At 59.3% G+C, this 21,928-nt stretch carries 13 protein-coding genes; 5 read left to right on the forward strand and 8 right to left on the reverse strand.

Translation table 11 applies throughout. The features are described from left to right. Positions 1 to 14 precede the first annotated feature (14 nt). The 5 genes from ACM6IO_RS25905 to orn form a co-directional block, all read right to left on the reverse strand. The gene (locus ACM6IO_RS25905; protein WP_414912489.1) at positions 15 to 4,529 is read right to left on the reverse strand and encodes an RHS repeat domain-containing protein; all 4,515 of its coding nucleotides are present in this window, start codon (positions 4,527 to 4,529) and stop codon (positions 15 to 17) included. A 350-nt stretch (positions 4,530 to 4,879) separates the two neighbouring features. Beyond that, on the reverse strand, positions 4,880 to 5,875 hold the full coding sequence (locus tag ACM6IO_RS25910; RefSeq protein WP_414912490.1) for a hypothetical protein: 996 nt from the start codon (positions 5,873 to 5,875) through the stop codon (positions 4,880 to 4,882). Between the two features lie 150 nt (positions 5,876 to 6,025). Then, complete coding sequence (locus ACM6IO_RS25915; RefSeq protein WP_414912491.1) at positions 6,026 to 9,985, reverse strand: dermonecrotic toxin domain-containing protein; 3,960 nt, start codon at positions 9,983 to 9,985, stop codon at positions 6,026 to 6,028. 125 nt (positions 9,986 to 10,110) lie between these two features. Continuing rightward, positions 10,111 to 10,722: a trimeric intracellular cation channel family protein gene (locus tag ACM6IO_RS25920; RefSeq protein WP_008035291.1), complete on the reverse strand. Its 612-nt coding sequence runs from the start codon at positions 10,720 to 10,722 to the stop codon at positions 10,111 to 10,113. Positions 10,723 to 10,901: 179 nt separating this feature from the next. Beyond that, positions 10,902 to 11,444: an oligoribonuclease gene (gene orn / locus ACM6IO_RS25925; RefSeq protein ID WP_008035288.1), complete on the reverse strand. Its 543-nt coding sequence runs from the start codon at positions 11,442 to 11,444 to the stop codon at positions 10,902 to 10,904. Between the two features lie 107 nt (positions 11,445 to 11,551). Between orn and rsgA the strand changes: the two genes are divergently transcribed. Beyond that, positions 11,552 to 12,583: a small ribosomal subunit biogenesis GTPase RsgA gene (rsgA, locus tag ACM6IO_RS25930; RefSeq protein ID WP_008035286.1), complete on the forward strand. Its 1,032-nt coding sequence runs from the start codon at positions 11,552 to 11,554 to the stop codon at positions 12,581 to 12,583. 683 nt (positions 12,584 to 13,266) lie between these two features. Here rsgA and motB read toward each other — a convergent pair. Together motB and motA are read right to left on the reverse strand one after the other, a co-directional pair. Further along, the gene (gene motB, locus ACM6IO_RS25935; RefSeq protein WP_192226918.1) at positions 13,267 to 14,286 is read right to left on the reverse strand and encodes a flagellar motor protein MotB; all 1,020 of its coding nucleotides are present in this window, start codon (positions 14,284 to 14,286) and stop codon (positions 13,267 to 13,269) included. A 3-nt stretch (positions 14,287 to 14,289) separates the two neighbouring features. After that, positions 14,290 to 15,141, reverse strand: coding sequence for a flagellar motor stator protein MotA (motA, locus tag ACM6IO_RS25940; RefSeq protein ID WP_008027935.1), 852 nt, complete (start codon positions 15,139 to 15,141; stop codon positions 14,290 to 14,292). Positions 15,142 to 15,307: 166 nt separating this feature from the next. On the opposite strand from motA, the gene ACM6IO_RS25945 reads away from it, so the two are divergent. The 4 genes from ACM6IO_RS25945 to ACM6IO_RS25960 all read left to right on the forward strand — a co-directional run bounded on the left by ACM6IO_RS25945 (position 15,308) and on the right by ACM6IO_RS25960 (position 20,584). Further along, positions 15,308 to 16,846 carry an HDOD domain-containing protein gene (locus tag ACM6IO_RS25945; RefSeq protein WP_192226917.1) on the forward strand — a complete coding sequence of 513 codons (1,539 nt, stop codon included), beginning with the start codon at positions 15,308 to 15,310 and terminating at the stop codon, positions 16,844 to 16,846. 39 nt (positions 16,847 to 16,885) lie between these two features. Further along, complete coding sequence (locus ACM6IO_RS25950; RefSeq protein WP_008040417.1) at positions 16,886 to 17,701, forward strand: rhodanese-like domain-containing protein; 816 nt, start codon at positions 16,886 to 16,888, stop codon at positions 17,699 to 17,701. A gap of 18 nt (positions 17,702 to 17,719) precedes the next feature. Further along, positions 17,720 to 18,580 carry an archaetidylserine decarboxylase gene (asd, locus tag ACM6IO_RS25955; RefSeq protein ID WP_008040415.1) on the forward strand — a complete coding sequence of 287 codons (861 nt, stop codon included), beginning with the start codon at positions 17,720 to 17,722 and terminating at the stop codon, positions 18,578 to 18,580. Positions 18,581 to 18,802: 222 nt separating this feature from the next. Next, on the forward strand, positions 18,803 to 20,584 hold the full coding sequence (locus ACM6IO_RS25960; RefSeq protein WP_414912492.1) for a molecular chaperone: 1,782 nt from the start codon (positions 18,803 to 18,805) through the stop codon (positions 20,582 to 20,584). Between the two features lie 120 nt (positions 20,585 to 20,704). On the opposite strand, the gene serB is transcribed toward ACM6IO_RS25960, so the two are convergent. Continuing rightward, positions 20,705 to 21,919 carry a phosphoserine phosphatase SerB gene (gene serB, locus ACM6IO_RS25965; RefSeq protein WP_008027919.1) on the reverse strand — a complete coding sequence of 405 codons (1,215 nt, stop codon included), beginning with the start codon at positions 21,917 to 21,919 and terminating at the stop codon, positions 20,705 to 20,707. Between the last annotated feature and the right edge of the window lie 9 nt (positions 21,920 to 21,928).

Raw genomic sequence — 21,928 nt, forward strand, 5'->3', positions numbered from 1 at the left:
CACCCCACCCGGCGTCAACCTCCTTTTTGCGTATGACCAAACTTGAACATGGTCGCTGTCCGAGTGTCTTTGTTCACATAGAAAAACAGACGCATTCCCTGGTTGAGCCTGATCTCGGTGTAACCGCTGTCATTGAAGTATCCGGGCTCAAGGAGTTGCTTGGGGTTGGGGGATTTGAACGGCACCATTTCGTTGTAGTAGGTTTTTCCGCCTAGCAGTTCGGCTGCCTGGCCCGGTGTCATCCCCTCATCCTTGATCGCGTCCTTGAACCGGAAAAACTTTGCCCTGCTCGCATCATCCAGTGACTCAAAACCCGGAATGTTGCGCTGCGCGTTGTAAGTCTTGTAAACCCACTTTGCGGAGGATGCCTCTGCGGACTGAGTAGATGATCCAGCCCTTGCGCTTCTTCCGCTCATCCCGCTGGTCATTGCCTTGGCCGCCCCTCGCGCATCACCGCTCAAACCCGACCGAAACGCTCCCGCGACCTTGCCGGCGCCCTGAGCGGCCGCCCCTGCCCCCGCCGCGAAAGACGCCAGCCCCAACCCCAGGCTCACGTAGCCGAGGACATCACCCAGCTCCGATTGCGGCATCACTTCGTGGGCAATCTCGCTCGCAATGCCGGCGATCCCGGAAGCCAGCGCCAACGTCAGGCTCGCGACCGCCAGCGGCGTGGTTGTGCCAAAGGTCAGGATGCTGGTCGCGATGCTGAACAGCGAAAGGCCAACGCCCAGGGCAGACTGCCAGGAAACATGCCCGGTCGGATCAACCCGATTGATCGGATCGCCCAGGCAGTAAGCGTATGGGTTCAATCCACCCGCGCCAAACGGGCTCAAGCTGTCCGGGCTGAGGAAACGCATCAACGTCGGGCTGTAGGCCCGGTAACCATTGCCCGGCAAATAGAGCCCGGTCAACGGATCAAGCTGCTCACCGCTGAATCCTGCCTGGCTGAATAGCCCGCCTTCGGCAGGACGATATCCGTAGGGGCTGTAGGCAACTTCGTCGCGCTGTGTGCCGGACTCGGCGATCAAAACGCTTTGCTGCAGGTCTGTGCCAAACAGCGTCAATCCAGCGCCCGCGCCCTGTTGCTGCTCCCCCAGCAATAAACCGGACTGGCGCCCACAGGTACGACGGCCAGCACCGCTGATCTCGTTGATCACCCGCCCGTCATGATAGAAGCGCTGGGCACCCGGCCCGACGGGTTGTGACAACTCGACCAGACGATCGCGCGCATCGTAGCGATAGCCGCGCATCACCGCCCCGGATGCCGCAGCGATTTGCGTCAATCGCCCCAGTGCGTCGTAGCTCAGCGTACGAGCCTGATCGTCCTGGATCATCTGGCCGTTGGCGTCATATTGCAGCGTAACCGGCGGCGGATAATCCGCGTGAGAGTGCTGAACCTCGATCAGTTGTGTGGGATCGACAGCGCTGTAGGTGAAGGTCGTGGTGTTGCTGCCACCGGGAAAATCGTTTTGCAGGCTGACGATGTTATCCAGCGCATCGTAAACGTAGGTCTGCTTGATAATGTCCTTGCCGAAAGGATCGCGTGGCCGCAACGTTCCGCTACAGGTGTAGTGGCCCAGTCGACCTCGGGCGTCGTAGTCGAAGCGTTCGTCGCGCAGCACGTCTTCACCGATGCCCAGTACCTTCTGCGTCAGCTTGCCAGCGAGGTCGTAACTCGATTTCAGGGTCTGAGTAGCAGCGCCCTTGACCTCAAAGCTGCGCGAAATTTCTCGCCCCTGATCGTCGTAGACCAGGCGGGTCGTCATGGAACGCCTGGCCTGCGTATCCTGCGAATCGACCCGCTCCAGCAGGCCCACAGCGTTGTAGATGAAATCGGCCTTGAGCGAATTCTGCTCAAACGACTTTGCCCGCCCCCATTTGTCGTACTCCGTCTTGTGTGACTGACCGAGCACATCGACGCAAGTCAGTGGCCGGCCACCGAACGTGTACGTGTACGACGCCGTCCGGTCCACGCCCGCGTACGCAGTGGTTTCACTTTTCAGGCGTCCGGAGGGGTGATACTCGAAACGCGTTTCCCACTCTTGCTCGACACAACTGGCTAACTGACCGTGCAGCGGATTGTAGGTAAATTCGGCGTCCAGTCCGGTCGCCTTGCGTTGCGTCACGCGCCCGCCGAAATCACGCGCATAAACGAACTCGACTTTTTCACCGCTGGCGCTTTTCTGCCAGATCGGTTGCGTGAATCCTGCCGCGTAGCCCGCAGTGACCGCACGTCCACCCACGGTACTTTCGCTCAAGCGGCCCAAGCCATCGAAGGTCTGCCGGCCAAGGCTTTGGCCCGCCACTTTCACTTCAGTGGCAAGCGACGCCTGGCTGTGCATCGCGTAGTCGGTCTGCACGGTGTTCCCGTCGGGCAAGACGCTGCGCCGCAACCGATTGAACACGTCGTACTCATAGGTGGTGGTGTTGCCGACAGGATCGGTCTGGCTGATGGCTCGGCCGATGCCGTCATAGCCATGAACGATTGCGCCTTGGGTTTCACCCGCAATATTGAACGACTCGATACGATCAGGCTTGCCGAAAGCATTGAGGCCGGTGACAGACTTGCCCATGCCCTCAAGCCAGCGGGTTTCAGTGCGGGCCACAGGATCGATTGTGCAATGCTCCTTGCGCCCATCAGCGTGAAGCGTGGTCTTGACCTGTCCCCAGCCATCGTAGACAAACCCGGTCTTGACCGGCCGGGCAACCCCGTCCCACCAGTCAGAGTGCGTTTGCTCCACTAACTGGCCCAGCGCATCGTGGCGCGCTGTATAGATAACGAACAACTGGGTCCTGGCCGCTTCGTCCGGGTTATCGCAATCCTGCTCTTCGACGGCGACGACGCGCCCGAGGCCGTCGTACACAACTTTTTGCTGAACGCCGAGCAGATCTGTCGTGAGCATCGTCGCCGGAGCTTTATTGCTGGCCGCCTGATAAACCATGCGGCGGGTGGCGGCGTTGGCCGTGCCCGGCGAAAACGTTTCGCTCAGGGGCCGGCCAATGGCGTCGAACGTGTAGGCGACCTCACCTTGGTCTTCGCCGCGCTCGCCCAGCTTCGTGCCGTTGAGCGATGACAGTGTCTGAGCCGCGGTTTTGACGGTGCCATCGAACCCCTTGAGGGTGCTCTGAATTTCAAGCCGGTTATTGTCGAGCACATAGGAAAACTCGGTAACCGTTGCCAAGGCGTTTTGCGTGACGGTTTGTTTTTGCAGCAAGCCATGGCGCAGCGGGTCATCAGGCTGGTTGACGTAAACCCGTTGTGTTTTCGAACGCAGAATTTCAGCGTCTGCGTTCAGCTCATAAAAGCTCTCCTCGACAGGCAGCACGGCGGTCACCGGCGAACCTTGCAACGAGGCGTGCAAAGCGTAGCGATAACGCGTCACCGTCGAGGCCGCGCTCGGTTTACCCGATGTTTGCGGTGCAGGGATGATGGTTCTCTGCTTCTCGAACCGGACAAATTTCAATGGGTCGGCAGGGCATCCCTCCGCCCCGGCAGAGGGATAGAATTCGGACAGGGTCGTGACACCATCTGGTCCGACCTGTTTGAGCAGGTTGCCTGCCCCATCGAATTCGGTGTGGGTAAGCTCTTCGCGCGATGTCCCGGCGGTGCGGTTTTCGTAGCGTAACGTCTGGACTTTGGGCAATCGAAACTGCGCAGGCTGCTCGAGAAAGCTCTTGCCCGAATCGATGTGGTACACCGTGGATCGGGTGGTGATCATCTGCTGACAGGTCGTCACCTGCGAAACCAGCAGATGATATTTGTTGTAGGTGCGCACCGTGGAGCTGTGGACTTTTGTGCCCGCCATCAGTTTTTCGGTCGAAGAATACTCATAGCCCGACGAGCTTTTGTAGAGCGTGTCACCGTCCGGGGACCAACGCCTGCCGTCGTCATCGAAGCCCTGGAAATTCTTCTGCGAGAACTCATAATTTTTTGTGATCCCGGGCTGATTCTGCCGTGGGTACACGGTGTGGGAGATCACATAAGGCATGGAGCGAATCGGCGAACCGGGCGGGAATTGATGCCCCGCTTCCTGATACCCGATGATCTCTCGCGCTCCTAGCGGCGAATCGACCTGGGTCAGGCACTGGAGATTGCCGAAAGGCTCATAGGTCAGAAACCAGGACCCGCCTACGGGCAAATCAATGGAGGTCACCGCGTTGTTAGCGAGCGACAACACAAAGCTGGCTTCACATTCGGTGCCGGGGTATTGCGTCAGCGTAACCTTGCCCCTGGTACGGGAAATGCTCAGCAACGTACGTTGTGAATCCTTCACGGCGACCAGCGCCGGTTGCCCGTTGATGGAGGTATAGTCGAGCGTGATAGCGGCGCCATTGGCGCCAACGATCCTCCTCGGCACCGCTACATCGCTGCCCTCAAAGATCTTCAGCTCTTCACGCGTACCATTTTTATGGATGACGTCAAAACGCCCTGGTCCAAACCGTTCGACCTTGAGCGTTTCAAGTTTCAACTCATCGAAGACCAGATGGGTGGCTGTCTGCTTCGTCTTGAAACTTCCGCCACCGGACAAACCGAGTATTTCATTGCCCGCGTCGTAACGGGTCATTGCCATCGACCAACCGGTGCCGAAACCGCTGTCGATACTGTTGAGTGGGCTGTAGGACAAGTTGATTGGCAAAGAAGGACCGTTCAAGTCTGCGGACTTGATATCACCCAACTTCATCGAACAGGTGTAAATACCGGTACGCGGATCGACCCCGCCGGCAAGAAACTCATCAAAATTAAACGCGCTGGAATAGACGTTCGCCACTTCAGTGACTGTCATTATCAGATACCCTTTGAACTCATGAATATTGAAGAGTCACGCGACAACAAAAGCCGCGCCACACGCTTTAATCAAAGCTTCGAATCAATTGACTCTCAGCCTCTTCTCAAAATAAATTCGTCATTGGGAATATCTATTTCTATCGACAGACTGTGCGCGCTACCAAACTCATCGAAAGCAGTAAAGTAAAAAGGTGAAACCCTTACATCCTCACTACGAACATAAGCGGGAGGAATTCCTTTGATGACGGTCAACTCCCCCGCACGCTGATTGACTTCAACTTTTCGCGCCCCGGAAACATAGACATCCAGTTCCGTTGCCCGAGAAGGAGCCATTACCCCCATGAAAGACCTTGGCGCATCCCGCCCCAGAATCAATCCCGTGTCACAGAATAAAACAGGGTAGGTGCCGCCGACTTCATACTGACGACTTTCCCAACGCAACAATTTTACTTGCTTGCCGTCTGAATAAAGCCCCAAGTGGTATCGAAACAACAGATCGCCCCCAAACGATCCGCGGAGTTCATGCGACTGCCACGTAAATTTCTCTACACCATAAACAGGGCTTTTTTCCGCATGAATCACAACGCTTCTGGAAATCTTCCGGCCATCCGGATTAAAGGTGTTATTGCTTCGGTAAACCTTGCCCTGCACCGTCACTTCAGCCGCGACTTGTGCTTGCCCTTCAATAGACGATGAAACCCAGAACTCGATGGGTGTTCCGCTGCTGCTCCCTGTGCTACCGGACTGAACGCCTCCGGGCATGTCATGGGTGTACCCGTTTTCGTAACGACTGGCATTCCAGCCCGTCAGCGGCAGATTTTGATACGACTCCCCTTCCAATGGCTGACCATTGTGAAAATGAATCAGCTTTGCGGAGAATTGAAGCGGGGAAAAGTCGATTTCAACCGCATCACCATTTTCATCTACCGCTTCGACGAATACCCAGACGCGAACTTGCATCCGCCCATTGGCATACACTTTTCTTGATTCGACACCGGGGGCTTCGAAGCGGACCTCCAGTCTTGATAATCCGGATATGGATGGTTTGTTACTTTCTACCGAAGCAGTCAAGCCTTGAACATTACTCATGACGCATTCCTTGCTGGTTATTAATCGATTCAACGGGTCGTATCACCGATTAATAACAAGAAAAAATCAGCGCCTCAATGCAGTAATTGCCACAAACTTAAACATGTAACTTTCCACCCATCCAACCACTTACAAAGCATTACAGCAGACTCAGTCCGGATCACCCTCATCAACTCCGCTGTCGTCCGAATCAGGCGCTTCCTGCCAATCAATTTCTTCATCCAGCGCACCGTCAAATTGAATCATTATCTTTTTATCAAGACTTGAGCTCTCAATATAATTCTCAATACGCGACCTGCAGGCCTCACTCAACGGATTACCCAACAAGTTGTAATTAACCTCTCGAGCATCTGCAACTTCAAACAGCTCATCCGGCAATGTGGTGATCTGATTGAATCTCAGATCGGCAAATGCCAGCTGTTCAAGATCGAACAATCCGACAGGCACCTCCATCAAACCTGTGCTTTTCAAGTAAAGACTGTCCAGCCTGCTCATGTAACGAACATCGGGAGTCAACCCAAGCCGGTTGTTATCGAGGTGCAACAGCGTCAAACCCTCCATATGTGCAAGGCCTTCGACTGCTGCCTCATTCAGTTCGATAGCACAGTCATCAAGGGTCAGCGTCTCCAGTGCCCTCATCTGATAGATTTCCAAGGGCAAAGTCTCCAGCGCGAAGCCTGACAATGTCAGGTACCGCACACCCGGGAAGCTGGCGAGAAAGGAATGCCCGCCCAACCCGGCGCTGCTGCTCAAAGACAATTCACGAACATGGCTGAAGTCTGCCGACAACACCGGTAACTCACCGAGTAACTCCAGATCGTAATCAAGCGTGGTCGGCGTGTAGCGGTTGGCCGTCGTCAGCCTGCGACTCCAATTCGACTGCAACTCCTGTGCGAACAGTTTTCTGCCCTGGCGTTGAATAGAGAGTTCATTGTCTGCAAGCATCGATCCCGTGGTCGGATGATGGGACGGCACGTCATGGCTCCACATCTCCAATTCATTGACCAACGTCACGTACTCACTCTCCAGGCGCGCAACGGCCAACACCGGCTCCCCGATCAATCGCTCGCTGCGCAACGTCGTCATTTCTTCCTCGGAGAGCGTCGGGTACAGCGCTTGAAGCCGCTGCCCTACGGAACGCACCTGCTCCGGTACGAAATCGCCACCGCCCAACAGATAGCCAGAACGCCCCACAGCCAGCCCCATGGGCGAACGAGCACCCGCCTCCAAAGGCGGCTGTCCCAGCAAGGCCCGGGCTTGCGAGCGAGGCATCAGTGTTTGTTGCCTGACCGCCTGCCGGAGCCCCGCGCCCTGACCGACATGAGGCAAACCCAACGCCCGGCGTTGAGCATCGGGAAGGGCATGCTGGACGGCGCCGTAGAGATCGTCGAGTGCGTGCAGCTCCTTGCCGAAGCCGTCGAAGGCCTGGTACTGGCCATTCTGTCTGACCAGGATTTTGCGAATCGAGGCCTCGGGACCACCGATACTGTCCACCAATGCACCGTCAAAATCGCCGTCACGCACTTCGATGCGCACCTCTGGCGACCAGCCGTTCAGGCTTTCGAGCCTATGCAGCGCCAACCTGTCGGAGTCCGGATTTGCACTCGTCTCCAGATAAAGCCCTTCGTACGCCCTGCTCAAGCGCACCTCCCGTAGATAGAACAGCGCTTCATGCGCCATTCGCCGGGTGATTCCGGGGTTGTGCTGCATGTGAAGGCGATCGGCAGCCGCTGCATGACGCCATAATTCTTCAGCGATGGTTTTGGGCAGATCAGGAAAAATCCGGCGTATCTGCCGGGTGTTTTCATCACTGCTCAGCTCAAAGTGGCGTTCACTTGCCTCGAACAAACTGCCGAGATGTTCCTGTGCCCAACCCGCGATTCTGAGGCGCAGCCGGGCGGCTCGCACGTCGACTCCTGGCAAAGAATCGCCAAACGCCGGGCTTTCACCCAGCAGTTTTTTCAGCTGCGCTTCCTCAAGTGTTTCAACCACGCGTCGAACCACATCGCCGCTTCGCAGCTGGCTGTCCTGCAGGCTGACGCCCTGAGCTCGCAGCAGTTGCACCTGCATCTGCGGATCGGCTTTCAAATACACCCGCGAATCGGTGCTTTGCATCTGCGCGATGAACGCCTGAATCTGCTGATCGAGTTTGAAACGCCGGATGGTGTCTTCGAGCAAGGCCGGGGGGCGCCGGGTATGAACGTGCATGTCGCGCAGCACTGCCTCGTCGATGCCGCTTACCGCCAGAATGCGTCCAGCCGTGTCATCCGAAAACTCGGCCACCGAATGCCCCAGGCGCCGAAACAGCTGTGCGCGCCGCCACTCCATGGGGCGCTCAACCTCATGCGCCCACGCTCCTGCGCCGTTGTGAGCAAGTTGTGGTTTGTAGGCATCCGGCCTGTCCGGGTGGCGAATGCGATAGGCATCCCCGTCAGCCTCGGGCACCACTTCATAGGTTTTCCCATCAAGAGGCAGCACCCTCGCGCCCTGATGCCGATGCAAACCGAGCGCATCGGCCCGGGAGTCGACTGGCAAGCGCACCGCACGCTCATATGCACTCAGATCGGGATTCCACAATCGTTGCTGGCCCGCCCCCATATCAACGACTTTCAAACGGTTGACGAAAGCGCCGGGGGCGACGGACAGCAGTTTGCCGACAGCCAGGCCGCCCAAGGCAAACGCGCCTAACTGGGCGACCGTTTCAGCAATGGACAGCAAATGCGCCGACGCTTCGATCAACTGCCCTTCGGCCCAATCAAGGATGCCGGTAAACGTGTCGTCCAGCAGTTGGTACAGGGTATAGGCCAACATCAACTCGCCCAGAAACGGCACGAACGGGATCGCCGCCAGCGTCGCAACCTCCAGCACAACGGTGGCGACTTTTCCCAGACTGTCCCATTGCTCCCAACGCGACTTGCGGTCTTCATCCGCGGTAGACACGGCCATGACGCGCGCGTCATTGAGGATCTGGTTCAGCCGGGATTGATACAGCCAGGTCCACAATTGCGGACCCACGCGCTGTGTTTGCATCCTGAGATTGGGCCGCGTATCGGGGCCTGCGGCGTTGAGCAAATTAAGCAACGTGGCGAAAAAGGTGCCTCGTTGGTCGTGAGCGACAAACCGGGCAAAAAAACGCTGGTAATCGGTAGAGCGCAATTGCCGTGTCAGTTCGTCCACGAATTCGCGGGTGGAGGCATAGGTTTTCAGCGGGTGCTCAGGGTCATCGGGGATGTAGGCAATCACCGGTTCAACTTCGCGAGAATGTTCTGGATCCGCCGAGAACAGCACGATGCCGGTCAACGCCGTTCCCAGGAGGCTCAGTTGATACAAGCGCAGCGCTTTTGCGCCAGGCAACGGTGTTTTTTGCTCTGTGAGCAGGCCCGGCAATAGCGTCTGCTCAGCGTGCCCGATGTCCCCTTTCATTCGCGCCAGGAGTGTCGCTACCATGAATCGATCCTGCTGACTGGCAATGACTTTGTTTGCCAGCATCGCTCTGGCCGCAGCATCCGCAGGTAATAACAGCGCCTCAAGTTGCTGGTTATAGCGCCCTCCGATATCAAGTTGTCGGCACAGCGAGGCAAATGCCGCGACAGACAAGCGACTATTAATCTGAAGAATATCGAACTGCCCAGTCGCACCGGGCTCAGTGATAAAACACGAAGCACTGTCAAAGTAATGTGCTGCCGTCTCCTTCATTTCGAAGTTATGCAAGGCAGCATCCAGAAGTGAAATCGTCGTCACTTCATAGCGGACCGGTAAATCTTTGGGGACATAGAGTCGCAGGTACGTTTTCCTGACATTCAGTTCTATCTTGAACTGACTTTTCAGGGCCTGAACCAGCAACGGCTCGGCAAATGCGCGAACGTCGGCAAGGCCTTCAAACAGGCGGTCCACCCGGGTTTGCGAAACCCAGCTACGTTGAGTCGCCTGCTTCAAGGCCTCATGACTGGCGGCGGATGCCGAGCGGTACCAGTCAGGAAAAACAACCCCGGCGTTTTTCAATGCCAGGCGTCTTTCGGCAGGCGCGCGAATCAACCACTCGGGAATCGACTTTATTATCAATGTTTGATGCGCGTCGGGCTGCGCGTTTGTCGAGTCTGAATCAGACATGCAAGTAACCTTTTTAAACAGTGGAAAACCACAGCTTATTTAATTACTCGCCTGACAAACGCTACATATATACCGCAGCTTTATAGATCACTCGTGCCGTTCTTGACGAACGTAAGCATTGCCGCTCATTGCTCGTCGTTATAAACGAACTTCGGCATTTCCCAGTGAAAACGAATCGCCAACAACCGCAGCAAGAAGCCACCAAACAGCGTGATGAGAATGGCCTGTTCACCGGGCAGTTGCAGATAGATGCACAGCATGTAGCACCACGCCGCCGCGAAGGAGACGCTGGCGTAGAGTTCGCGACGGAAGATCAGCGGGATGTCGTTGCAGAAGATGTCGCGCAGGATGCCGCCGAACACCCCGGTGATCACGCCGCTGACCGAGGCCACCAGCATGCCGTGGCCCATTTCCAGCGCGGTCATGCAGCCGATCAGGGTGAACGCCACCAGCCCCACGGCGTCGAGCACCAGAAACAGTGAGCGCAGGTGGCGCATCCAGCGAGCCGTGAAAACAGTGACCATGGCCGCAACCGAGGTCAGCACCAGGTATTCCGGGTGTTTGACCCAGGTCAGCGGGTAGTGACCGAGCAGCACATCGCGCACCGAACCGCCGCCCAACGCCGTGATGCAGGCGATCAGCACCACGCCAAACCAGTCCATGCCGCGACGGCCGGCAGACAGTGCGCCGGTCATGGCTTCGGCGGTGATGGCGATCAGGTAAAGCATCAGCAACATGGTGGCGGTCCTTGCAGGAAGGCGCGCAGTCTAGCCATTTAGGTGCAGCACCAAAAGGGGGCGATCACGGAGATAGGCCGCGTCGCTCCCTTCGCGGGCAAGCCTCGCTCCTACGGGCACAACGCGCCCCTGTAGGAGCGAGGCTTGCCCGCGAAGGCACCGGAACAGGCACCGCCTGATCAGAATTTGATGAAATGCTTGCGGTAGTGCTGCAGCTCGGCGATGGATTCGCGGATGTCGTCCAGCGCCAGGTGGGTGCTACCCTTTTTGAAGCTGTCGCGCACGTCCGGCGCCCAGCGTGCGGCCAACTCTTTCAGAGTCGAGACGTCGAGGTTGCGGTAGTGGAAGAAGCTTTCCAGGGATTTCATGTGCGTATAAAGGAAGCGGCGATCCTGGCAAATGCTGTTGCCACAGATCGGCGACTTGCCCTTCGGCACCCACTTCTCCAGGAAAGCGATGGTCTCGGCTTCCGCTTCGGCCATGCTGATGCGGCTGTCGCGCACGCGCTGGGTCAGTCCCGAGCCGCCGTGTTGACGGGTGTTCCACTCGTCCATGCCGGCGAGGATTTCATCGCTGTGGTGAATCGCGATCACCGGGCCTTCGGCCAAGGTGTTCAGATCACTGTCGGTGACGATGGTGGCCATCTCGATGATGACGTCGGTATCAGGGTTCAGACCGGTCATTTCCAGGTCGATCCAGATCAGATTCTGCGGGTTTTGCATGTGTCGGCTCCTAGGCAATGCTGCGCAGTTTAGCCTAGGGAGGTGGCCGGGCGTGCTAAACTCGCGGCCGTTTTACCTAATCGCTGCATTCTTGATACGGAACACCCATGGCCAAACGCCAACTCAATCGTCGTCAAAACTGGCGCATCGAAAAGATTCAGGGCGAACGCGCTGCCCGCGCCGCCAAACGCGAGTCCTCGGCTGTCGAGGCACTTGAGGGTGGCGACCTGGGTCCGGAACAGACCGGCCTGGTGATCGCGCACTTCGGTGTTCAGGTCGAAGTCGAAGCCCTCGATGGCGATTTGGCCGGCCAGGTGTTCCGCTGCCACTTGCGCGCCAACCTGCCGGCGCTGGTGACCGGCGATCAGGTGGTCTGGCGTGCCGGCAACCAGGGCATCGGGGTGATCGTGGCGCAACTGCCGCGCAAAACCGAACTCTGCCGCCCGGACAGTCGTGGCCAGCTCAAGCCGGTGGCGGCCAACGTCGACATGATCGTCATCGTCTTCGCGCCGCTGCCCGAGCCTCACGCCAATTTGATCGACCGCTATCTGGTCGCTGCGGAGCACGCCGGCATCCGGCCGTTGCTGCTGCTGAACAAATTCGACCTGATCGACGAGCAGAACGCCCCGGCGCTGAATGCCTTGCTCGCGGTTTACCGCACGCTGGGTTATCCGGTACTGGAAGTGTCGGCGCACCACGGCAATGGCATGGAGCAACTTCAGGAACAACTGGACGGACGCATCAGCGTATTCGTCGGCCAGTCCGGCGTCGGCAAGTCGTCGCTGGTCAACAGCCTGCTGCCGGAAGTCGAAACCCGCGTCGGCCCGTTGTCCGAGCTGTCCGGCCAGGGCACTCACACCACCACGACCGCGCGGCTGTTCCACTTCCCCGGTGGCGGTGAGTTGATCGACTCCCCGGGTATCCGCGAATTCGGCCTGGGCCACGTCAGCCGCTCCGACGTCGAAGCCGGTTTCATCGAGTTCAACGACCTGATCGGCACCTGCCGCTTCCGCGACTGCAAGCACGACCGCGAACCGGGTTGCGCCTTGCTCAAGGCACTGGAAGAGGGCCGCGTGCAGCAGCAACGGATGAACAGCTATCGCTCGATTATTGCGAGTTTGCCGGAGAGCAGTTACTAAGCCGCTTCCCGCAGACACAAAAAAGCCGCGATCATCTCGCGGCTTTCTCGTTTTCGGTGCACAGCCCTGCACATCCAAAGTGTCATGGCTGTCCTGGTGCCTGCAAATTCGACGTAGTTTGGCGACACCGGGACGAGCGCAATACCTGTAGGAGCTGGCTTGCCGGCGATTGCGTCCGTTCAGTCACGTACTTATTGCCTGACCCACCGCTATCGCCGGCAAGCCGGCTCCTACAGGGAATCGCGTTTGCTTTCGCTTCTCACCACTCATCAGGCCGAGCGTTAGCTCGCCTTCCGCTTTTGATCTGAGCGCCCCCTCGAGAGGCCGAGCGCAGGTTCTGCGCAGTGGGCAACCCGGCATGGATGCCGGGTTAGCCGCCCCCGGCCATGGATGGCCGATGGCGGCGGGCCCACGGAGCAGGACCGGAGCGAGGGCATGCCGAGCCACAGCGAGGCACCGAACGAAAGGGGCAAGAGCGCTTGGTTACTTGGCGCTTTTCCAAGTGACTCGCTGTAAAAGCGAAACCATAGGCGGCCGTTACCGCAGGAATGGATATGTACACACCAAAAAACCCACGCCAGCCAGGCCGCCATCGCCAGCAAGCTGGCTCCTACAAGGGACCTCACACGGCCTTCAAACCCGTGAAATAAAAAAGCCGACATCGCTGTCGGCTTTTTTGTGGGTCACTGCTTCGGCGGTTCGGCCGGTTTCGGTGCCGGGTCATCGAACAGATTCAAACGCTCGCGAAGCTCATGCGCCGGCAACGGTTCTTTATCCGCCGGCAATGCATTCGGATCGGCCGGCACTTCACCCGGACCACCCTGCCCTTGCGTCGGCTCCGGAGTCGGCTCCGCTCCTTGCGAACCTTCGATGGCACGCTGGGCTTTTTTGGTCAGCACGATGATGTCGATGCGGCGGTTGACCGGGTTGAGCGGGTTCTCGCGATCGAACAATGCCGACGAGGCATAACCGACCACGCGTGCGATCTGCTGCTCCGGATAACTGCCCGCCACCAGCGCACGACGTGCAGCGTTGGCACGGTTGGCTGAAAGCTCCCAGTTGCCGAAATCACCCTGGCCACTGTACGGCTTGGCGTCGGTGTGGCCGCTGATGCTGATCTTGTTCGGCACCGCTTTGATGGTGTCGGCCATGGCCAGCAGGATGTCTTCGAAGTACGGTTTCAGGCGCGCACTGCCGGAGTCGAACATCGGGCGGTTTTCGGCGTCCACGATCTGGATGCGCAAACCATCCGGCGTGATCTCGAACAGAATCTGGTCCTTGAATTTCTTCAGTTGCGGATTCTCTTCGACCTTGTTCTGCAGTTCTTGCAGCAACAGTTCGAGGCGTTCCTTCTCGACCATCTCGGCCATGCCTTCGACCTGCTCGGCGTCGACAGTCACCTTGTCCGGCTGCGGCTGGGATTTCACCTCGGGGTTGAGGGTGTTTTCCGGCGCCAGGGTCGGCGTGCCGCCCAGATCGATGATGTACGGCGTACCGCTTTCGGAAAAGCCGATCGGGTCTTTGAAGTAACCGGCGATGGCGAGCTTCTGTTCCGGTGTCGCGGTGGACAACAGCCACAACACCAGGAAGAACGCCATCATTGCCGTCGCGAAGTCGGCGAAGGCGATTTTCCAGGCGCCCCCGTGATGCCCGCCGGCGATGCGCTTGACGCGCTTGATAATAATCGGCTGATTATTTTCCATGACTTAGCGACCGCGAACCGCTTGTTCCAGCTCAGCGAAGCTAGGACGGTGCGCCGGGTACAGAACCTTGCGTCCGAACTCTACCGCCAGCGATGGCGGCATGCCGGAAGCCGAAGCCACCAGCGAGGCCTTGATGGCTTCGTAGACGTTCAGCTCTTCCTTGGCATCGTGGGCCAGGGAGTGGGCCAGCGGACCGAAGAAACCGTACGCCGCGAGAATACCGAAGAAGGTACCGACCAGTGCCGCACCCACGTGCAGACCGATGGATTTCTGGTCGCCTTCGCCCAGGGACGCCATGGTCACCACGATACCCAATACCGCCGCGACGATACCGAAGCCGGGCATGGCGTCGGCAATGCCGTTCACCGCGTGGGACGGGTGTTCGAGGTCTTCCTTGAGGTTGTAGAGTTCCATGTCGAACAGGCCTTCCAGCTCATGGGGAGCCATGTTGCCGGACGACATGATGCGCAGGTAATCGCAGATGAACGCGGTCATGCGCTCGTCTTTGAGCACTGACGGGTACTTGGCGAAGATCGGGCTCGCGGCGGCATCTTCGATGTCGCCTTCGATGGCCATCATGCCTTCGCGGCGACTCTTGTTGAGGATCTCGTAGATCAGCCCCAACACTTCAAGATAGTAGCCGTGATTGAAACGCGATCCGAACATGCTCAAGGACTTCTTGAGCACGTGCAGGGTCATGTAACCGGGGTTGGCCTGGAGGAATGCACCAAGGGCCGCGCCACCGATGATCATCACCTCGAAGGGTTGAATCAGGGCGGCAATCTTGCCGTGGGAAAGCACGTATCCGCCGAGCACGCTCGCGAATACGACGATGATGCCGATTATTTTAGCCATAGGTAGGAGAGCACTTACTGAGTCGGGTTCAAGGTCATATTCGGAAGTTAAAAAATCTCTTCTTCTACTTATCGGCAAAACTGCGCCAGACTATAGCCAGTTCAGGCGAAAAGCCAATTTGGCCCACTTCGGGCATAGGTAATGCAGACGATGATCGCGTCCAACCATGGCTAACGAAACGAACGTTCCAACTCCAAAACCAAACACGCTCCAAGGCTGGGTAAAGCTTCTGGACGGCGTGCACCTGCCCGTTCCGCAAGGTAGTCATGACCGGGTCTGCAAGGCCATCGGCGACAACCGCAGCTCGTTGCGCGATATCGCCGAGCTGATGCAGGACAGCCCCGCCCTGGCCTTGAGCGTGATTCGCGAAGCCAACCGGCACACCCACGGCAGCATGACCGAGCCTGCGGAAAACCTTGAGGTGGCGATCAATCGCCTCGGTTTGAAGCGCACCGAAGAACTGCTCGCACGGCTACCCGCGATGCCGGAATCGGACATTCCCGTGGCCCTGCGCCAGTTGCAGATGATCAGCCAGCACGCGACGCAACAGGCCAACGGCTTTTTCGCCGCTCGCCTGGCGCGGCTTTGGCAGGACATCCACTGGGGCAGCCTGCTGTTTTTATCGCCGTTGTGGCCATTGGCGTTGACCCATCCGCAATTGCTCGAAGAATGGGAGCTGCGGGTCATCCATAAGGGCGAGTCCGCACGTAAAGTCGAGAAACAATTATTCGGCGTACGCCTGCTGGAAATCGGTCAGGCACTGGTGGAAATCTGGCACCTGCCGAACTGGGTGCAGCAGGGCTACAAGCTGTTACTCAATGAGCAACGGGAACTGGTGAAAGTCCTGCGTATCGCGCGCGACAGCGATCATCCATTGCGCCAGCAGAACCGTCTCGATGACGATCCGACGTTACGCCGCTGGCTCAATCAGCCGGCCAACACGGTGTTGCTGGCCAACGGTCTGGCGCTGTCGGCACAGCACGCCTGGGACTGTCCGCACAGTGAACGCTGGCAGTACCTGACCAGCCTTTACCTGCAAATGCCGATGGACGAGGTGCAGCAGCAACTTCACCAGCAGGCCGCCAACAGTGCGCGCCAGCACACCATGCCAGACCTCTGGCACCCCGCCGTCGCGCTGCTCTGGCCGCAGGGCATGAACCGTGTGCACGCCGGTTTGCTGCCAGCCCCGGCGCCGACCGCCGAGGACCTGGCCAAGTGGCGCAAACAATGCGCCGAGCTGCTGGTGGAGCCGAGTCGTTTCACCAATGCCATGCACTTGACCAACTCGGCCCGCGACGCACTGGTTGCATGTGGCATGCGCCGGGTGATGATCCTGATGGCCGACCGCACGCACGCCAATCTGCGCGTGCACCAGATTGCCGGGTTGCCGAAAGAAACGGCCGGCCTGAATTTCGTTGTCAGCCAAAGCACCGTGCTGCAACGCCTGCTCTCGCAGCAAGCCCAGGTACGCCTGACCCCGGCCAACAACGCACAATTTTCGGCACTGCTGCCGGCCAGCCTGCGCTCGCAGTTCGGTGGCGAACACCTGCTGTTGCGCTCGCTGGTCAACAACGGCCGCGTGATCATGATCGTGGTGGCGGACCAGGGCGGCGGGCCGTTCTCCGAAATTACCGTGCAAGCCTTTGGCAAAACCGCGCAGTGCATCGAGAAAGCCCTGCACACCTTTAGCCATCGCGGCCAATGACCCGCTACAATCCTCCCCTTTGTGCTCTGGAGACCTCACATGTCTGACTTCTCTGGCTTGCCGCTGGTGATCGAACCGAGCGACTTGCTCTCTCGCCTCGACGCCCGCGATCTGATTCTGGTGGACCTGACCAGCAGCGCCCGCTATGCCGAAGGGCATATTCCCGGCGCGCGCTTCGTCGATCCGAAACGCACGCAACTCGGCCAGCCACCGGCGCCGGGCCTGATGCCGCCGCAAGCGGCTCTCGAAGCGTTGTTCGGCGAGCTGGGCCACAACCCCGATGCGGTCTACGTCGTGTATGACGACGAAGGCGGCGGTTGGGCCGGGCGTTTTATCTGGTTGCTGGATGTCATCGGCCACCACAAGTATCACTATGTCGACGGCGGTCTGACGGCATGGCTGGCGGAAGGCTCGCCGATGTCGATCCAGATCCCGCCCGCGGTCGGCGGCCCGGTTGCGTTGACCCTGCACGACGAACCCACCGCCACCCGCGAATACCTGCAAAGCCGTCTCGGCGCCGCCGACCTGGCGATCTGGGATGCGCGCGGGCCGCTGGAATACTCCGGCGAGAAAGTCCTGGCGGCCAAGGGCGGACACATTCCCGGCGCGGTCAATTTCGAATGGACCGCGGGCATGGACCGGACGCGCAACCTGCGCATCCGCACGGACATGCCGCAGATCCTCGAACAACTCGGGATCAGCAAAGACAAAGAAGTGATTACCCACTGCCAGACTCACCACCGTTCTGGCTTCACCTATCTGGTGGCCAAGTCCCTCGGTTATCCGCGGGTCAAAGGCTACGCCGGCTCCTGGGGCGAATGGGGTAACCATCCCGATACGCCTGTAGAGATTTAAGGTTTTTAAGGACAGTTAATGAATAAGCGTTTGTTTATCCTCAGCCAATACCTGCTGCCCCACCACTTGCTCTCGCGACTGGCTGGCTGCATCGCCGAATGCCGTGTGCGCTGGTTCAAGAATGCGTTCACCGCGTGGTTCGCCAAGCGTTATCAGGTGGACATGTCCCAGGCCCTGGTCGAAGACCTGACCGCCTACGAGCATTTCAACGCGTTCTTCACTCGCGCCTTGAAAGACGGCGCTCGTCCGCTGGACGAAACACCGGGCGCCATCCTCAGCCCGGCCGACGGCGCCGTCAGCCAGCTCGGACCGATCGAGCACGGTCGCGTGTTCCAGGCCAAGGGCCACAGCTTCAGCGTGCTGGAACTGCTGGGCGGTGACGCGGCCAACGCAGCGCCGTTCATGGGCGGTGATTTCGCGACGATTTACCTGTCGCCGAAGGACTACCACCGCGTGCACATGCCGCTGGCCGGCACCCTGCGCGAGATGGTCTACATTCCGGGGCGGATTTTCTCGGTCAACCAGACCACTGCGGAAAACGTTCCGGAGCTGTTCGCCCGCAACGAGCGTGTGGCGTGCATTTTCGACACCGAGCGCGGGCCGATGGCCGTGGTACTGGTGGGCGCGATGATCGTGGCGTCGATCGAAACCGTGTGGGCGGGTCTGGTAACTCCACCGAAACGCGAGCTGAAAACCTTCCGCTACGACGAAGCTGCCCGTGCACCGATCCACTTGGAGAAAGGTGCGGAACTGGGTCGTTTCAAACTGGGTTCGACGGCTGTTGTGCTGTTCGGCCCGGATCAGGTGCAGTGGGCTGAAGAACTGGCGGCCGGTTCGCCGGTGCAGATGGGCCAGGGCATGGGCCTGCCGAAAGCCTGATCCAACGCCGCTTTACTGTAGGAGCAGCCGGTCGACGCTCGATTGCTCGCGAAGGTCGTCAATGACAACCGGGATCTGTCTGATGATCCGCGGCGTCCTCCGGCTCTTCGCGAGCAAGCTTCGCTCCTACAGTGAACAGGCATTGCAATGCGCGCGCCCTAGTCATAGCTGCTAAAGTCTGGTCATTCACTGCCCATTTCCCGGTTGGAGTTTGTCCACCGCATGAATGAGACCAGTCCCCACCTTCTGCTGCGCGCCCCTGTCCCCGCACAGTTGCGCCTGTCGTTCTGCGAAGCCACCCCGCGCGACCTCAAGCGCTGGATCGCCAACCTGCCCAAAGCCAACATCGGCGAAACCGCTCGCCAGCTCTATCAGGGCTTGAGCGAACTGAACCAGTTACTGACACCCAGCGACAATCGCCTGCAATTGCTCGAACTGCTAAGGCCCGAGGTGTATTACGTCTGCAAGCACCTGGAGCGGCATTTCCTGCACCAGTCGATTGCCCTCGACGAGCGTTCAAGCAAGATCGCCAACCTCTGCCAGGCGCTGCAAAGCCACTTGGCGATCGGCTACAAACAGATCGTCGTGCGCATCACGCCGCGCTTCAGCAAGGACCGTACGCCACTGCTGGCCCAGGCGTTGCAACGGGCGATGCATTGCCTCAACGGGTCACTGATCCGCGCCACCCAACTCTATTGCCCGGTGCCGGAAGGCGTGTGGCTGGAGCTGCACCAGCTGTATCGAATCGCCTGTAGCCTTCGGCTGCAGCATCTGGGCCTGCGCGATGAATTGGCAAGCCAGACGCAAAACCTGAGCATCGAACAGACGTACGTGGTCGCCCTGCTGGTGGGCGCCGCACGTTGCAATCAACTGCGCCAGAACCAGATCGCGCGGCTCGCCGAAGTGCTGGAACCGTGGAGCAAACTGATCAAGCTGCAACCGGAAACACCGGCCGATGGATTGTTTGCCATCGCCCCGGAACTCGACATCGGGCCGCGATACCGCTCGAAATTCCGGCCCGGGCAACAAGAGCGTTTGCTGGGGTTCGATCCGCAACCGCTGGTCGCAGCCATCGACGCCCATTTGGAAAAAAACGACGGCGAGTCGCCACTCCCGGTACCGGCAGGCCTGAGCCTGGATACGCTGCAACACCTGAGTGCCGCGTGGGGGCAGGCGGTCGAGCGCAGTTTCCAGCGCACCGCCAGTCAAGGCACCTTGACCTTGTGCGTGGGCATGAGCGCGCTGCACTTCTATCTGGGCGGGCAGCGCCCGTTCAGCGAAATCCTGAAAAACCCCGGCGCCCGCCGTGCGCAGTTCACGGCGATATCGCCCGCGCTCCGGGAAAAGGACCAATGGAGCCATGCCTTCGACGCAGCGCCCCACGGCACCGCTGACACGTTGCTGCCCTACGAAGAAATTGAATATCGGCAGCTGCAGAATGACGACAGCCACGAAGCCAGCGACCGCCACTTTCCGACGTACGTCCTGCCCGTGATCAATCACAGCCCGGGGGGTTATTGCCTGGCCTGGCCTGAGGCTGTGCCTGCCGAGCTACAGGCTGGCGAGATGGTCGGCATCGAGGACACGGCGGGCGCAGGCTGGAGCATTGCGGTGGTGCGCTGGATCCGCCAGGTCCGCGGCGGCGGAACGCAGATGGGCATCGAGCAAGTCGCGCCATACGCCGAACCTTGCGGCCTGCAACTGGTACGCACCCGGGACGACCACAGCCACTACCTGCGCGGCTTGTTGCTGCCGGCCATCAGCGCGATAGATTTACCGGCCACCCTGCTCGCTCCGCGCCTGCCGTTCCAGGAAGGGCACAAGGTGCTGATCAACACCAACGGCGAGGAGCGCCGGGCCGGACTGGATCGGCGGGTGTCGAGCACCAACAGCTTCAATCAGTTTGCGTATCGGTCGCTGGAGGCCGCCAGAAACGACAACGCCGCGGGGAGCGGCGTGGTTGGTGTCGAGGAAGAGTTTGATTCGTTGTGGCAGACGCTTTGAGGGCCCGACGTTAAATCGGCGGTGACGCCTTCGCGGGCAAGCCTCGCTCCTACAGGGGTACGCAATTACCTGTAGGAGCGAGGCTTGCCCGCGAAGAGGCCCTATCAGTCAATACAAAACTCAGAGCTGCCCATCACGATCCCGAAAGCCCAGCAGATACAACACGCCATCCAGCCCCAATGTGGAGATCGCCTGCTTCGCCGATTGCTTGACCAGCGGCTTGGCGCGGAATGCCACGCCCAGCCCGGCAATCGCCAACATCGGCAAATCGTTGGCGCCGTCGCCGACCGCAATGGTCTGCTCCAGACGCAAGCCTTCCTTGTGCGCCAGCTCCTTCAGCAGATCCGCCTTGCGCTGCGCATCGACAATCGGCTCGACCGCCACGCCGGTGACCTTGCCATCGACCACTTCCAGCTCGTTGGCGAACACGTAGTCAATGCCCAGCTTGGCCTGCAATTGCTTGGCGAAGTAGGTGAAGCCGCCCGACAGAATCGCGGTCTTGTAGCCCAGACGCTTGAGTTCGGCGAACAGGGTTTCGGCGCCTTCGGTCAGGCGCAGCGAGGCACCGATCGAATCCAGCACGCTGACATCCAGCCCTTTGAGCAACGCCAGGCGCTCCTTGAAGCTGGCACGGAAATCTAGCTCGCCGGCCATCGCCCGCTCGGTAATCTCCGAAACCTGATCGCCCACACCGGCCGCCTTGGCCAGTTCGTCGATAACTTCGGCTTCGATCAGCGTCGAGTCCATGTCAAACACCGCCAGACGACGGTTGCGGCGGAACAGCGAATCTTCCTGGAAGGCGATGTCGACGTTCAATTCCTGGGCGACGCTGAGGAATTCCGCTCGCAGCGCTTGCGGATCCGCCGCTTCGCCACGCACGGAAAACTCGATGCAGCCCTTGCCCTTATCGGCCGGGGTATCCAGCGGCATGCGCCCGGACAGGCGATCGATGTGGTCGATGTTCAGGCCATATTTGGCGGTGATCGAACTCACGGCCTGCAATTGCCCGGCAGTCACTTTGCGGGTCAATAGCGTCACGATGTGGCGTTTTTTGCCCTGATTGCCGACCCATTGCTGGTAATCCTCTTCGGACACCGGCGTGAAACGCACCTGTTGGTCCAGCTCATAACCCTTGAACAGGATGTCCTTGAGCACCGACTTGCCTTGCTCGGTGTCAGGAATTTCAACCAGGATGCCGAACGACAAGGTGTCGTGGATCACCGCCTGACCAATGTCGAGAATGTTCACACCACCCTGGGCCAGAACGCCGGTAATGGCCGCGGTCAGACCCGGACGGTCCTCACCAGTGATGTTTATCAGGACGATTTCGCGCAAGGCGCACCC

Origin of the sequence: Pseudomonas sp. IT-P44, from assembly GCF_949768225.1 — a bacterium.
Lineage (GTDB): Bacteria > Pseudomonadota > Gammaproteobacteria > Pseudomonadales > Pseudomonadaceae > Aquipseudomonas > Aquipseudomonas migulae.

Excerpts from the sequence above, each read along its gene's own strand:
- ACM6IO_RS25910 (WP_414912490.1), bottom strand. The coding sequence starts at position 5,875 with ATGAGTAATGTTCAAGGCTTGACTGCTTCGGTAGAAAGTAACAAACCA.
- ACM6IO_RS25915 (WP_414912491.1), bottom strand. The coding sequence starts at position 9,985 with ATGTCTGATTCAGACTCGACAAACGCGCAGCCCGACGCGCATCAAACA.
- ACM6IO_RS25920 (WP_008035291.1), bottom strand. The coding sequence starts at position 10,722 with ATGTTGCTGATGCTTTACCTGATCGCCATCACCGCCGAAGCCATGACC.
- orn (WP_008035288.1), bottom strand. The coding sequence starts at position 11,444 with ATGCAAAACCCGCAGAATCTGATCTGGATCGACCTGGAAATGACCGGT.
- rsgA (WP_008035286.1), top strand. The coding sequence starts at position 11,552 with ATGGCCAAACGCCAACTCAATCGTCGTCAAAACTGGCGCATCGAAAAG.
- motB (WP_192226918.1), bottom strand. The coding sequence starts at position 14,286 with ATGGAAAATAATCAGCCGATTATTATCAAGCGCGTCAAGCGCATCGCC.
- motA (WP_008027935.1), bottom strand. The coding sequence starts at position 15,141 with ATGGCTAAAATAATCGGCATCATCGTCGTATTCGCGAGCGTGCTCGGC.
- ACM6IO_RS25945 (WP_192226917.1), top strand. The coding sequence starts at position 15,308 with ATGGCTAACGAAACGAACGTTCCAACTCCAAAACCAAACACGCTCCAA.
- ACM6IO_RS25950 (WP_008040417.1), top strand. The coding sequence starts at position 16,886 with ATGTCTGACTTCTCTGGCTTGCCGCTGGTGATCGAACCGAGCGACTTG.
- asd (WP_008040415.1), top strand. The coding sequence starts at position 17,720 with ATGAATAAGCGTTTGTTTATCCTCAGCCAATACCTGCTGCCCCACCAC.
- ACM6IO_RS25960 (WP_414912492.1), top strand. The coding sequence starts at position 18,803 with ATGAATGAGACCAGTCCCCACCTTCTGCTGCGCGCCCCTGTCCCCGCA.